The 14446-nt window shown below is 44.6% G+C and carries 10 protein-coding genes; 5 read left to right on the forward strand and 5 right to left on the reverse strand.

Going from position 1 to position 14446, the window contains the following annotated elements; genetic code table 11:
• Positions 1 to 11: 11 nt before the first annotated feature.
• On the forward strand, positions 12 to 167 hold the full coding sequence (locus tag JMW85_RS13830; RefSeq protein ID WP_227681896.1) for a hypothetical protein: 156 nt from the start codon (positions 12 to 14) through the stop codon (positions 165 to 167).
• A 118-nt stretch (positions 168 to 285) separates the two neighbouring features.
• Here the strand turns inward: JMW85_RS13830 and JMW85_RS13835 are convergent, their stop codons facing one another.
• Entirely contained in the window at positions 286 to 801 is a 516-nt protein-coding gene (locus JMW85_RS13835) for a GlcG/HbpS family heme-binding protein (RefSeq protein WP_228244541.1), read from the reverse strand.
• Between the two features lie 391 nt (positions 802 to 1192).
• On the opposite strand from JMW85_RS13835, the gene mutY reads away from it, so the two are divergent.
• Positions 1193 to 2461 (forward strand): A/G-specific adenine glycosylase, encoded by a 1269-nt coding sequence (gene mutY / locus JMW85_RS13840; RefSeq protein WP_201582143.1) that lies wholly within the window; start codon positions 1193 to 1195, stop codon positions 2459 to 2461.
• 65 nt (positions 2462 to 2526) lie between these two features.
• Here mutY and JMW85_RS13845 read toward each other — a convergent pair whose 3' ends face one another.
• On the reverse strand, positions 2527 to 3429 hold the full coding sequence (locus JMW85_RS13845; RefSeq protein ID WP_060491950.1) for an acyl-CoA thioesterase: 903 nt from the start codon (positions 3427 to 3429) through the stop codon (positions 2527 to 2529).
• A 496-nt stretch (positions 3430 to 3925) separates the two neighbouring features.
• Positions 3926 to 6814: an RNA polymerase-associated protein RapA gene (rapA, locus tag JMW85_RS13850; protein ID WP_201582144.1), complete on the reverse strand. Its 2889-nt coding sequence runs from the start codon at positions 6812 to 6814 to the stop codon at positions 3926 to 3928.
• A gap of 655 nt (positions 6815 to 7469) precedes the next feature.
• On the opposite strand from rapA, the gene JMW85_RS13855 reads away from it, so the two are divergent.
• The 3 genes from JMW85_RS13855 to JMW85_RS13865 all read left to right on the forward strand — a co-directional run bounded on the left by JMW85_RS13855 (position 7470) and on the right by JMW85_RS13865 (position 11960).
• Positions 7470 to 9782: a sensor histidine kinase gene (locus tag JMW85_RS13855; RefSeq protein ID WP_201582145.1), complete on the forward strand. Its 2313-nt coding sequence runs from the start codon at positions 7470 to 7472 to the stop codon at positions 9780 to 9782.
• A 79-nt stretch (positions 9783 to 9861) separates the two neighbouring features.
• Complete coding sequence (locus JMW85_RS13860) at positions 9862 to 10818, forward strand: response regulator (protein WP_201582146.1); 957 nt, start codon at positions 9862 to 9864, stop codon at positions 10816 to 10818.
• 200 nt (positions 10819 to 11018) lie between these two features.
• Positions 11019 to 11960 (forward strand): D-2-hydroxyacid dehydrogenase, encoded by a 942-nt coding sequence (locus tag JMW85_RS13865; RefSeq protein ID WP_201582147.1) that lies wholly within the window; start codon positions 11019 to 11021, stop codon positions 11958 to 11960.
• Positions 11961 to 11994: 34 nt separating this feature from the next.
• On the opposite strand, the gene JMW85_RS13870 is transcribed toward JMW85_RS13865, so the two are convergent.
• Positions 11995 to 13620 (reverse strand): flavin-containing monooxygenase, encoded by a 1626-nt coding sequence (locus JMW85_RS13870; RefSeq protein WP_201582148.1) that lies wholly within the window; start codon positions 13618 to 13620, stop codon positions 11995 to 11997.
• Between the two features lie 53 nt (positions 13621 to 13673).
• Positions 13674 to 14387 (reverse strand): RluA family pseudouridine synthase, encoded by a 714-nt coding sequence (locus tag JMW85_RS13875; RefSeq protein ID WP_201582149.1) that lies wholly within the window; start codon positions 14385 to 14387, stop codon positions 13674 to 13676.
• Positions 14388 to 14446: the final 59 nt, after the last annotated feature.

Consider the following 14446-nt stretch of genomic DNA (forward strand, 5'->3'; position numbering starts at 1 on the left):
TTATTTTTATTATGTTATTTAATAGCATCACGTTAGAGAACCCAGCAATGACCGAAACGGAAAAAATCGTCGTCGCTGAGCAACGCTTAGCAGCAGAAGAGAAAAGAATCGCCAAAGAAGAAGAAAAATGTTTGCGTCGTTTGAAAACGCGGAAGAATCGGAAATAATAAATCGACAACCCTTTGTGTCTATAATGTTAGCTGCATAAAATTATTTTAGAGCTCATGCAAAAAAAGCCCCTAAGGGCTTTTTTATGTCTACTGCTAACGATATCTAAGTCATCAACTACTTCTGTTTAGGCATGACTTTTTCGATAGCTTTCAACGCACAAGCTTCATCTTGTACTGCACCGCCTGCGCCGCCCGCTGCAATAGCGCCAATCACATCATTGCCAAACTTTAACGGCACACCACCGCCAATCAGCAGTAAATCATTTACCGTATTCAAGTTATTTGAGTCTGGATTAGCGCGAGCATTATCCGCCAACGTACGTGAAGGCGTTTTGGTAGATAATGCCGTAAATGCCTTACGAACAGCAGCATCAGTATTGTGCGGACCAACGTTATCATCACGCTGTAGCGCGATTAAATTACCAGCACGATCAACAACCGCAACAACGGCAGATTTGCCCTCTGCGTGACAGGCTGCCATGGTGGCATCGATCAATTCATTGGCCAACTCTAAAGAAACATTGGGCTGTTGTAATACTAGATTTGGTTTGGCGGCCAAAACGTTGGCTGAACAGCCAATGACTGCTAGCGCCAATATTGCTTTAGATAAGTAGTTCGACATTAACTTCATAAAGAGTCCTAAATATTACTCATACATGTGAGCGTTTGTTTGAAATGATGCTTGGTGAGCTTTAATAAGCGTATTTGATGAAACCAGACAATGAGTTATCGTTAACTCAAAGGTGCTCTTGCGACCCTAGCGAGAATAAGAGTCATAATCTTGCAAAAAGCACAACAATGATAAGTTAATTTTTCTACAAAATTCACTTAATTTTGTAAGATTTACTTTATAAATTTGCAACTCTACATTAAGTTTTCTGTTACATACTCTGTTTTTTAACACTCATACTCAAAAGACGCTTACATCGTGGTAATCTCAAACATCGCACGACAGCGATATCAACTCACTTCTCTCAAAAATCGGTTATAATTCATACACTAATATGCCAAAAATTGATGATATGACTCAGCTTACCCCCACTGCAAACCTCACAACGATAGAAAATACTTTTACTCAATACTCTACTTCTCTCGATTCGTTCGCCCCGCGCCTACTCGATTGGTTCGCCGAAAACGGTCGCCATGACCTACCTTGGCAACAGCACCAAACCGACGCGCCCAATCCTTATATCGTCTGGCTATCCGAAGTCATGCTCCAGCAGACGCAAGTAACGACAGTGCTGCCCTACTTTGCCCGTTTTATGGCATCCTTTCCGACCGTGCAAAATTTAGCCGCAGCAGAATGGGATACGGTTGCGGAGCATTGGGCGGGGCTTGGCTACTATGCGCGTGCGCGTAATTTGCATAAAGGCGCGAAACAACTGGTCGAAGTCATTGATGAGACGGGCGACTTTCCGCAGACGCTAGCAGGGTGGGAAGCCATATCTGGCGTCGGGCCATCGACTGCTGGCGCGATTATGGCGATGGGTTTACATCGTTATGGCGTCATTTGTGATGGCAATGTCAAACGTGTCTTGACGCGTTGGGCAGCGATTGACGGTGATATTACCAAGTCTGCCACCACCAAAGAGCTATGGGCATTGGCAGAGCGTTTAACGCCTGTCGATGACTCAGGATTGTTCGCACAAGCGATGATGGATATGGGCGCGACGTTATGCACGCGTAGCAAACCTGCCTGCCTATTATGTCCCCTTCAAAAAGACTGCTTGGCACATGCTGAGGGGCGCGAAACGGATTATCCAGTCAAGGCAAAAAAGCAGCCCAAACCCAGCAAGTTTAGCAATGCGTTATTGATTGAAGATATTGATGGCAAAATACTGTGGCTACAACGCCCTGACAATGGCATTTGGGGCGGACTATGGAGTGTACCTTTACAGTTTGTTGAAAAAACCGCAGGCAAAATGAATACTAAAACTGCCGCAGAAAAAACGACTGAAATTGACGATACATCATTAAAAGTGACCAGTAATGAAAAAGTATACGAAGCAGAATTTACCACTGCCGAGCAAATTATCAATGAATGGTTAGATAAGCATAAATTGACAGCAAAAGCAGTCAGTAAAACTTTATTAGACGATGCTCCTATTAAACATTCACTGACCCATTTTCATTGGTATCTAACACCGCAATCATTCACTTTAAATGCTAAGCAAGTGGCTGAAATAACCGAAGCCTTACAGGCAGCACAAATTAATATTAATTGGCTAAATGCTGTTGATGCTCAGGCAACGCTTGGATTGCCACGAGCAATGGTTAAGATTTTAGAATAAAAAAAGCGACTCAGAACAATTCTCAGTCGCTTTTTATTCAACGTTATTTACAAACACAGTTAGCGCTAAGACTTTGGCACACGCAAACGCATCAGGCCTTCTTGTTGTACCGTAGCAACCAGCTTACCGTCTTGCCAAAACTGCCCATGGTTTAAGCCTTTGGCATTAGACGTGGTATCACTCCACATGTCGTATAGCATCCAACCGTTTAGATCAAAATTACGATGGAAATGCATCGAGTGGTCAATACTAGCCGCTTGCAAGCCGCTGGTCATAAAGCTAACACCATGTGACATCAGCCCTGTACCAACCAGATAAAAATCGGACGAAAATGCCAATAGCGCTTGTTGAATCGCAACAGGTTGATTGCCCAATTCGCGGATACGCAACCAGTTCGCCTGCTTCGGTTTCATTGGCTCTGGATGAATCGGATCACGCGGTTTAACTGGTTTAATTTCGACATGGCGACGCCGCATAAAGCGAGCTTTGAGTGCGTCTGGAACTTTACCAACATACTCTTCTTTTAAATCTTGCTCAGCCAGTAAATCCTCTGGTGGCGGATAGACAGGCATATCCTCTTGATACTCTAAACCCTCTTCCATCGGCGAAAACGAGGCTATCATTGAAAATATGACTTGCTCAACAGGCGCTTTACCACGCACCTCTTTATACTGAATCGCCGTCACTTCACGCGCAGACAGACTACGACCGTCACGCAAGCGCCGTACCTGATAAATCACTGGCTGCGTGATATCACCACCGCGCAAAAAATAGCCGTGCAGTGAATGACAGGGTTTGTCTTTATCCAGTGTATGCGCCGCCGCCATGATGGCTTGGGCGAGCACTTGTCCACCAAAAATACGACTGCCAACATAGTCATGGCTCTTACCCTCAAAGACATCGGGGGTCACTTCAATAAGCGCTACAGTAGCTAGCAGCTCATCAATCAATTGCGAATAATCGGACATGACGATAGGTTTCCTTATTTTTATCAAAAACGCTAAGCATCTGAAAATACGCACCCAACGATATCAATATCATATCGCGAAAGACAAAAGACACTTTGCATTTGAATGTAAAATAATATGAAATCACTTGCTAAAAATGCACAAGAGAGATTTAACACGAAAATTTTAGCGCAAAAAACACGGTCATAGCAGCGCTATCACCAGCATTTATTATATAGTTGTTTCAGCTTAAAAGAAGTACAAAGCAATCGAGTACAAAGGTATATGTGATACTTCACACGAGACGCGGTTACCCTTTTATAACAAACGGGCTATAAATCGAAAAGATAAACATCTTACCCAATATCGATGGCTTTGACTAGAGAGCGACGCTCACTTGGCAATATCATGTTGATATTTTTGCTTAACATGCCTTAGGGCGCGTCCTAATATAAACGATATTAATCATAAAAAAACGAGATGCTATTAAACATCTCGTTCTTTTGATCATTTACATTTATGGCTTCACTGCCACTAACACACGGATGGAGTCTGGGACTAATAACAGACTACCTAGTGCTTGCTCACCTTGGGCTTTTAGCTGCTCCAAGCGCTCAATCTCGGCAGGACGTACGTTAGGATTAATCGTTTGTAGATGCTTTAGACGTTTGATTTCACGTGACCACTGCTGGCTAAAACGGGCACTGGCTTGTTCGCCAATCTCAGCAAGCTGCTGACGGGCAATCTCTTCCGCTTCATAATAACGCTGCTCAATCACATCACCGCGTACTTTAATGACTTGGCGAGCACGGTTTTTATCCAGACGCTCAATATGCGGCATAATCATCTCCGCACTGATACGCGAGGACAAATCACTGCCTTGCTCACTGATAAACACGCGGATATTTTGCGTGGTCAGCGTCGCGGGTAAATTGAGCAACCTTGGCGCAATGGCTTCAACGCGGAAATTCACTTCGAGCAGTACCATACCTTGTGGTACAGCAGAACTTTTTAGCATCGCCACCGTGGTATTACCAAAGGTGCTGGTACTCGCCAACTCATAAATCGCGCGCATCAATGGATGCTCATGAGTGATAAATTCGATATCTTCACGCTGTAGTGCTTGCTCACGCTCGAATGTCAACGTCATACCGTCTTCGTCACCGAGTGGCAGACCATCGATATAATCACTAATTTCAGTGCTATCAATCGGAGCAATCACCCACGAGCCATCGCGCTGGATATTGTGATCGATATTGGCTGAGGCAAAAAAGCGCTCAATAAACTGCGGCAATAGATTATGACCATCAAAATCGCGCATGGCGTCAGCGATACGTTTGGCAACACGTGGGCGACACGAGTTGTATTCTAATAGGCGATCACGACCCGCTTGTAGCTGTGCCTCTAACCCCAATCGCGTCTGCTTCGCGTCTTCGATGATGTCTTGTAGTATCGCACGGTTCTCGTCAGTATCCGCGCCTTCAAGCATGGGCTTTAGCTCTTGGATATACTGCTCTTGCACGCTCTGCGCTGTTGGAGAGATTTGATTAAACATATTCAGCGCGTCGTGATACCATTTATACAGACGCTCTTGCGCCGTGCCCTGTACATAAGGCACATGGAGCATAATTTGCTGCGTTTGTCCGATACGATCTAGGCGACCAATACGCTGCTCTAAGGTATCAGGATTGGCTGGCAAATCCCACAATATCAGCTGGCTGGCAAACTGGAAGTTACGACCTTCCGAACCAATCTCCGAGCACAACAATATCTGCGCGCCTTCGCTATCAGCAAAGAACGCCGCTGCTTGGTCACGCTCAAGCAAGGTCATCTGCTCGGTAAAGATAGCCGTTTTAATACCAGCATGTAAGCGTAATACCGCCTCTAAGCTCTCAACCGTCGCGCCACTACGGGCAATCAACAGCACTTTTTTGTGCTTAAGCTCGCCGCGCAAAATATCAATCAACCAAGGTACACGTGGGTCATCTTCTAGCCAGCCACCATCAGGTTGGTTTTCTTCGCCCCATAGCTGCTCACGCAATTTACCATTGGTTTGATAGCTGTCTTTCCATGCGGCAGGTAATGCCAATGGATACGGCTGGCTGCTACGACCATAGAACCCTTTCACACTTTCACGGGTATTACGGAATAGAATACGACCTGTACCATGACGATCTAATAGCTCGTTGAGCGCATAAGTACGCAATTTTTCGTCATCATTAATCGTTGCCAACTCATCAAGACTGATGTCTAACAAGCTGCTTAAAGCGGCAATTTGACTGTCGCTTAATGGCTTATCTTCTATCAATACACCAGCAACGGCAGCCGTTTCAGCAAAGGCTTCTTGACCATTGATAAACTCATCCAAATCATCAAAACGATCTGGATCGAGCAAACGCAAACGAGCAAAGTGACTTTGTGCCCCAAGCTGCTCTGGCGTTGCTGTCAATAGCATGACCCCTGGCGTTTCTTCAGCAAAATCAGCAATCAAGTCATATTTATCATTGCCGCCTTGCGCCTCATCCCAATGCAGGTGATGCGCCTCATCAACCACCAATAAATCAAACCCTGCATCCATCGCTTGGTCGTACAAATCAGGGTGGTCAAGGAGTAAATCCATACCCGCAATGATACATTGCTCAGTGGCAAAGACGTTTTGCTCAGGATCGTGTTCTTTAATGGCTGCTGCACGTACCAAATCAAATAAGGCAAAATTTAGATTAAAACGACGACGCAGCTCAATCATCCACTGATATTGCAGACTGTCTGGTACCAGAATGAGTACACGCTCAGCTTTGCCTGTTAACAGCTGTTGATGAATAATCAAACCTGCTTCGATGGTTTTGCCCAAACCAACTTCGTCAGCAAGCAAAACACGCGGCGCGATACGTTTGCCAACTTCATGAGCGATATAGAGCTGATGCTCAATGATATCGACACGCGCACCCATCAAGCCTTTAAGCGGATGACCCGCTAGCGCCGACTGCATACGCAAGATATCTTGACGCAGCTCATACCAATCACCACGCTCAATCCGACCAGCCAGCAGACGCTCAAGCGGCTTAGCCAAGGTGATATTGGCAGCAAGACGGGTTTCCATAATGCCTCGTTCATGCTCATCGACACTGTATTTGAGTACACCCATCACTTCTTCGACCGCGGTTACGGTATAGCTCTTACCCGCTTGATCAGAAATACTATCGCCGACTTTAAACACCACGCGTGATAATGGCGCGGAGTTTTTGGCGTAGACGCGCGTCTCTTCACTTTGTGGAAATAGAATGTGCACACATCGGTCATCTACATCGATGACCACACCCAAGCCCAGCTCGGACTCCGTATCAGATAAATAACGTTGACCAACGGCAAATTCAGTATTGTGCAATGAAGCGATAGAGATAGTCATAGGGCGATGTCTTTTGTACTCAGATAATAGGAAAAAATAGATAGCTCATAATGAGATTTGCTAGCGTGAATCACTAGCGCGATGTCATTACTTAATAGTCTGAGAGGTCACCGGCCATACCGGCAGCGTCAGCTCATTAGCTAGGTCGCAAGATAAAGCCGACCATTATATAACGTTAGCAGCTAGATGAGTGCGCTAAGTTGACTTTTCAAGAGCAGATTATTGCAAGATTATATCAACGCCAAGCATAAGTTGGTCATATAAAACAATAAGATAACGACTCGCAAGTAAAGAAAAAATATTGTCATTATAAAATTGATTCTGTATTGTTAAGAAATGCAATAGAACATTTCTTCTTTCTTACCTGAATTATTCAAACGCACGTCTACCCATACTCTTTTGCCGCCTAGTATTCATGATTGATTATCCTTAAGGATTTATGGGCATAGCATGGCCTTTCATAGTCCTTTAAGTTATAAGAATATCAATAGTTAAGTCTGTTAAGTTATAAAAGTAAAGTTATAGTTTTAATTTTTTGCCATTATGTACAGACCATTTTAATTAAGATTACGCATTACCACCTGATTGATTGCCACCAATACCTAGCATTGGCACTCTTCTTCGTGGTCACTATTATCCAAGGACTATCACCATCATGAGTGCCTCCAAAAAAGTTGGCTTTTTTAATCAAGTCAGTACCCAAGTAACCACTATTTTATTTATTGCTTTTGCGGTCGTACTGGCGGTCGTCGTTTATGTTGTTGATAAAGAGGGCTATGAGAAAATCCGCCTTGAATCTGCAAAATTGGTGGCTGAACGTGGCAATACCGCGGTAAATAGTATTTCAGCCGATATCAATCGGGTGATGCGTAGTGCCTTACTACTACAGCAAAGCGCGCAAACCTTGCCCACAGAAGAGGCGATTTTACAAACCAGTACTGCTAATGCCTTTGATAAGCGTGATTATAGCCTGTTAGGTAGTGGTGGTATTTGGCCTGAAAAAGGCGCACTTGGGGCAAATACCGCGACCCATCCATTTTTGATGGTGCGCCAAAACGGCGATTATCAAGCGGTGTTAAGCGATCCAAATCCTACCAACCCTTATTATCAAGAAGATTGGTTTAGTGTCTTAAAACTGCTCAAACCTGAGAGCTGTATTTGGAACCATGTGCGCGCCAGCCAAACCAAAGGCGAGCTGGCGATGAGCTGCGGCGTGGCAATCGAGCGTGACAATCAGTTTTGGGGTGCCAGTACGGTTAACTTTACGCTGAATCAGCTACAAGAGAACATCGTCAAGTTAAGCGAAAGCTCAGGCTCAGGCTACATTCTACTCTTGGATAATAGTGACAAGGTGATCGCCTCCTCTAACCCTGAACGCTTAAGCTATATTGATGAGAAAACGGGTACGCCGCTTGATATCAAACAAGTCATCAACTCAGACCCTGCTTGGCAACCCGTGCTTGATTTCTTAGATGTCCAACGTAATGAGATCATCGAACAAGTCGCCGCTAGCGTCTCACCACAAGTTCAGCAGGTACTGACCACACTTGATAAAGCTGAGACTGGTACGGCAAAGGGTTATTATTTGGTGAACTACGCCGCTTACCTAAATAATGGCGAAAATAAGCAAAACGCCATGGACAGCCGCTTATTACAGAGCTTTGAGTTGGCAAAAGACAGTTACTACAACGGCAGTCAAGCCTATGTCTTTGAGATTCCTGAGACTTATTGGAAGCTGATCGTTGTCCAACCTGATGCTGAAATTAACGCCATTGCCGATAATCTCAGCGAAAACTTGGTTAACTGGATTGCATTAGCACTATTGATTACGGCTGGCGTCATTTACTTCATGCTAACTTTCTTAGCATTCAAACCCTTGAAAGAAACCACTGATAAAATCTCTGAAGCAGAAAACTTAATTAATAATAAGCAATACAATAAGCTGAGCGAGGTTAAATTCGCAGAAGGTCGCAACGAAATTGGACTGGTGAATGGCTCTATTAATGACCTACTAGACCGAATCCAGTCTAACGAAGGTAAGCTTGCCAACATTAACCAACAGCTAGAGATTAAAGTCGAAGAACGTACCGCTGAGCTGCAAGAAACGCTAAAAGAGCTGAAAAACTCGCAGTTGCAATTGATTCGTTCAGAAAAAATGGCAACATTGGGACAAATGGTGGCAGGCGTTGCTCATGAAGTGAACACACCTTTATCATACGTGCAAAATAACCTTGAAATTATTGGTCAGTTAACTGAGCAATACGAAGAGCTGATTGAATTGGTACAAGGATTAAAAAGCGTTAAAACTGATGCGGCGACTGATGGCAAAATTGACAAGCTACTAGCGGATATTATCCGTGCTTCTGATGAAATCCAAGAAGATGACCTGTCAGCTGAATTAAAAGAGCTGATTAAAGATTCGTTATTTGGCGTCGAGCAAATCACTGAGATGGTACTAAATCTACGCAACTTTGCCCGTCTTGATGAGTCAAAAGTGAAAACCATCGATGTGCGCGAATGTATCGAAGCCTCGCTTAAAATCGCTGGCAACTCTATCAGACATCAAGAGATTGTGACTGATTTTGCGCCCACGCCTGAAGTGAAATGCTCACCGTCGCAAATCAACCAAGTCTTGGTCAATCTACTGAACAATGCCGCGCAAGCCATGGGAGAAAAACCTGATGGCAAAATCGAAGTGCGCACCCGTGCCGATGATCACCATGTTTATATTGATGTCATCGACAACGGTAAAGGTATGAGTCCAGAAGTTCTCAATCAAATCTTTGAGCCGTTCTTTACGACCAAAGGCGCAGGCGAAGGCACTGGTCTTGGTATGGCAATCAGCCAGCAAATTATGGAGCAACATAATGGCGATATCAAAGTCGTATCGACCGAAGGCGTTGGCACCACCTTTACGTTAATACTGCCGATTAATAATAACTTAACAGAGCAAAACCTAGTCGCGTAAGCGCTGGGTCAGCTGCCCTGTTACGTAGAACATATTTAGATATTTAACGACTATTATTCATCATCATAAGGATATCATCATGAATGAATTAGAGAATGACTTGACCACAGTTGAAACCAGCACTGAGTCAAAGCCGAAGTTGGCATTTATCGACGATGAACAACGCATTTTACGGTCTATGAAACTGCTATTTCGTAAAACGCATGACGTCTTTATCACCACCGACCCGACTGAGTATATTGACTATATCAAGAACAACCATGTACACGTGGCGGTCAGTGACCAGCGGATGCCTGAGCGAGTCGGTGTGGATATCTTACGTGAAGTAAAAGATGTCTCACCGTCCACCATGCGTATTTTATTGACGGGCTATGCCGATTTAAACGCCATTATTGGTTCTATTAACGATGGTGAGATTTATCGTTATTTGACCAAGCCTTGTAAATCTGAAGAGCTGATCACCGTGGTCGGACGCGCTACCGAAATCGCCTTGACCTATAATCCAGACGAAGATGCCGACCAATTCGACAGTTCAGGTAATAAGCAAACACTGCTAGTGATTGATGAAACCAATGAGTTGATTGAGCAAATACGTAAGCAATTTTCTCACAGTTATAAAGTACTGCACGCTAAGAGTTTAGAAGAAGCGTACGATTATTTGGCGAATGAAGATATCGGTGTTTGTATCACCGATATCAATGTCAGCGGTGAGAATATCGCGCCGATTATCTTTACCTTAAAGCAAGATGCGCCGCATTTGGTGGTTTTGGTACAGACTGAATTTCAAGACGCTGGCTTGCTGATTGATTTGATTAATAAAGGTCAGGTTTATCGCTGCTTGCCGAAACCGATGCGCGCCAGCCTGCTTGAGATTAGCGTCAACCGTGCATTTCAGCATCATGCGAAGCTAAAAGCTAGCCCTGACTTGGTCAAACGCTATGAAGTCGAGCATGACCCTGAAAACGATGTGCGTATTGATTTGAGCAGTCGCGTACGTAGCCTTATTGGCAAATTGCGTAAACGCTTTTCTTTATAAGTCCATAAAACCAAATAAGCACAAAAGACTACCGTCTCAATCAACAAAACCTCTATTTCAATATTGAAGTAGAGGTTTTTTGCTTTGTACTTTTTTGATGGATTTTTTGACGACCTTTTTGACTAAAATCACCAACGTGCTACATTAAGCCAGTAGCAGCTAAAGCCCCATTTACGATAATAATGAGATAAGGAATAACCATGCGCGCGGTTTTTTTAGATAAAGGCACCTTTTCTGATGGCATCGACTTGCCAGCCCCAGACGGCATCAGCGATTACCTCACTTATGATGACACCCCAAAAGATGCTGCTGTTATCGTAGAGCGCTGCAAAGACGCTGACATCATTATCACCAATAAAGTGCAAATCAGCGCTGAAGTGATAAGCAAATTGCCCAAGCTCAAGCTCATTCAACTGACCGCTACTGGTATGAACAACGTCGATCAAGACGCTTGTGTTGAGCACCATGTGGCGCTTTATAATGTCGCAGGTTATGCAGTCAAAAGTGTGCCCGAACATACCTTTATGCTCATGCTCAACGCCATGCGCGCGGGTATTTATTATCATCAAAAAGTCGCTGATGGCACATGGCAAGCAAACGGTAATTTTTGCCTACTGGATATTCCGCTGATAGATTTGGAAGATAAAACGCTAGGTATTATTGGCGTTGGTACCATCGGCAAACGCGTGACCGACATTGCACGCGCTTTTGGAATGACAGTATTGTGGGCGGAGCAGCAAGGACGCGCACCGCGCAATGACGACTATACCGCGTTTGACGACGTACTGGCACAGTCTGATGTACTGAGCCTACATTGCCCATTAAACGAGAAAACTCAGCACCTGATTAATGCAGATACTTTAGCAAAAATGGTCAAACAGCCGCTCATCGTCAATGTCGCCCGTGGTGGTATTGTCGATAGCCAAGCACTGACCGATGCCATTAACAATGAGCAAATCATCGGCTATGCCAGCGATGTGTTTGAGCAAGAGCCCATCACCGCTGACGACCCTTTATTGACCATTGCCAAGCATCCCCGCGTTATATTTAGCCCGCATAATGCGTGGGGCAGCAAAAGTGCCCAAGAAACCTTGTGGCAGATCTTAAGCAAACAAGTTGCTGATTTTATTAATAGCCATTAAAAAACATTGAGCAAACGACTGTAACCAAGCGACCTTAACGACTAAAACGTAACCAATCATCTTTTATTTTGCGATGTTTGAGCATGATGCGGTCGCTTAGATAGTTGTTTGTCACCCGCCAAGGATATATATCGCCTTGCTTGGGTAGCTCGTGTTGAGCGCGCTTGACATATCCTGAGGATAGCGCGCCCATCACGGTATCTGTCTGCGTAAGCGCTTTGGCATCTTTAGTCTGCGCTTGTGGCAATACCACTTGATAGCGATGCTGATGCATATAGCCCAGCAGCCGCATCACATACTGACACGCCAAATCGATTTTTAGCGTCCATGAGGCGTTGGTATAACCAAACAGTGCCACCATATTTGGTATATCTTCAATCATGACTGCTTTATAAGTCATGCGCGAACCAATATCTATCGCCTGCCCGTCAATATATACTTTGGCACCGCCGAGCATTTGTAGCTTTAGTCCTGTCGCTGTGACGATGATATCAGCATCGAGAGAGTTACCCGATTCGAGCATGATGCCCGTCTTGGTAAAATGACTGATTTGATCGGTGACGACGCTGGCGCGTTTGCCATGCAATGCTTTGAATAAATCACTGTCTGGCACCGCACATATCCGCTGATCCCAAGGATTATAGTCCGGTACAAAATGCGCCACATTGATACCGCTACCTTTTAGCTCTGTTTTGACACCGCGTTTTAATAACGCTTTCATAAGCTTGGGTGCCAATATAGCCGCTCGATAAGTGCCTTGTTGAATCAATACATTACGCGTACGCAACAGCATATAAGCCTGCTCTTTTGATAGCGGTGAAAATTTGCCTGCTAGCCAATCAAGCGTATAATCATCGCCCGGTACACTTGCCACATACGTGGGAGAACGCTGTAGCATAGTGACGTGACGCGCGCATTGCCCACCTTTTTCATCCACCAAAGCTGGCAGCAATGTCATCGCTGTGGCACCGCTACCGATAATAACTACCTTCTTATCGTCATAATCCACATTTTGCCAATGCTGCGGATGGATGATTTCACCTTGAAAATCTGCTTCTTTATTAAAAGAAGGACGATAACCTTGCTCATAATCGTAGTAACCCGTGGCGCCAACGACGAACTTTGCTGTTACCGTAAATACCTCACCGCTAGCATGATTTTTTACCATCGCCGTCCATTGCTGCTTATCACTAGACCAAGATAGTTGCTGAACCTCATGCTGATAACGAATGTGTTCGCTGATACCAAACTCACGCGCCGTATCAGCAATATAGTTTTTAATATCATCGCCCTTTGCCAAAATCCTGTGGTTTAGCCATGGTCTGAAACTGTAGCCAAACGTCAAGGCATCAGAGTCAGAGCGGATGCCAGGATAGGTAAATAAATCCCATGTACCACCCAAATCTGCTCGTTTTTCTAACACCAAAAATCGCTGTGCACTTTTCTGCTGTTGCTTTGATGATTTGCGTTTCTGCTTACTTGGATTTTTATGACCAAACAGTCCTTTGTGTTTTTGCTGCTGCAATCGGCACGCCATACCAATACCGGCAATTCCTGCACCGATAATCAGTACTTCATAATCCACTGGTGTGTCTGAGAGTGCCGATTGAGGTTTGAAGCGTTTCTTAACTGCCTGTTTGGCTGCCGTCATATCAAGCATAATACGTTCCTTGTTTTTGCATGATGGGTTTAAAAAATTTGACATAAATTCATTTAAAAAGGGCTTGGGCTTTCCCAATCCATCCACGCACCAAGCGTAGGATGCTTGAGACGCAATTGCTGAGCATGGAGATTAAGCCTTGGCGCAATCGCTAAAGCCATACCTTCTGCATAAATAGGATCGCCAATCATCACATGACCCACATGCACCATATGGACGCGCAGCTGATGACTACGACCGGTGACAGGCTTTAGCATTACGCGCGTGACTGTCTGACCGTTGCATTGCTCATGGCTGATGACTTCATATAAAGTTAAGGCATGCTTTGACCAGCTAGGATCGACGATATGGCGCGGTTTCGTCTCTGGCTCATAGCGCACTGGTACGGATATCTCACCCTTTGCGCCGACACGCTCCCACTCTCCAAAGACGCGTGCCTGATATTTTTTTTGTGGCAAACGTTCAATGAATTGCTTACTAATATGGGTTTGCGCGGCAGCATTTTTGGCAAAAATGAGCAGCCCTGAGGTATCCATATCCAGACGATGAATCAGCTTGACTGCGGGATTGGCACGCTCAAGTCTTGCCAGTAAACTGACCTTGAGCGTTTTGCCATCGACACTCAACAGACCTACAGGCTTATCAACCACCCAAATATCATCATCTTCGTAGACAGTAATCTGTTGCGCAAATGCTTGAAAAAACTCAATCGGATAGGCGTTTTCTTGAGCATTGAGGGCGTTGACTTCTTCAGCAGTAAAAGGCATAAAAATGGGCACTTATATAAATGGGCTTGAATGATTAATGAGCTTGCATATGAAAGCTG

It is taken from the genome of Psychrobacter glacincola (genome assembly GCF_904846075.1).
Classification (GTDB): Bacteria; Pseudomonadota; Gammaproteobacteria; order Pseudomonadales; family Moraxellaceae; genus Psychrobacter; species Psychrobacter glacincola_C.

Bases quoted from the DNA above. Each gene is read 5' to 3' on its own strand.
- JMW85_RS13875 (WP_201582149.1), bottom strand. From the start codon at position 14,387: ATGCCTTTTACTGCTGAAGAAGTCAACGCCCTCAATGCTCAAGAAAAC.
- JMW85_RS13870 (WP_201582148.1), bottom strand. From the start codon at position 13,620: ATGCTTGATATGACGGCAGCCAAACAGGCAGTTAAGAAACGCTTCAAA.
- JMW85_RS13860 (WP_201582146.1), top strand. From the start codon at position 9,862: ATGAATGAATTAGAGAATGACTTGACCACAGTTGAAACCAGCACTGAG.
- JMW85_RS13835 (WP_228244541.1), bottom strand. From the start codon at position 801: ATGAAGTTAATGTCGAACTACTTATCTAAAGCAATATTGGCGCTAGCA.
- rapA (WP_201582144.1), bottom strand. From the start codon at position 6,814: ATGACTATCTCTATCGCTTCATTGCACAATACTGAATTTGCCGTTGGT.
- JMW85_RS13845 (WP_060491950.1), bottom strand. From the start codon at position 3,429: ATGTCCGATTATTCGCAATTGATTGATGAGCTGCTAGCTACTGTAGCG.
- JMW85_RS13830 (WP_227681896.1), top strand. From the start codon at position 12: ATGTTATTTAATAGCATCACGTTAGAGAACCCAGCAATGACCGAAACG.
- JMW85_RS13865 (WP_201582147.1), top strand. From the start codon at position 11,019: ATGCGCGCGGTTTTTTTAGATAAAGGCACCTTTTCTGATGGCATCGAC.
- mutY (WP_201582143.1), top strand. From the start codon at position 1,193: ATGACTCAGCTTACCCCCACTGCAAACCTCACAACGATAGAAAATACT.
- JMW85_RS13855 (WP_201582145.1), top strand. From the start codon at position 7,470: ATGAGTGCCTCCAAAAAAGTTGGCTTTTTTAATCAAGTCAGTACCCAA.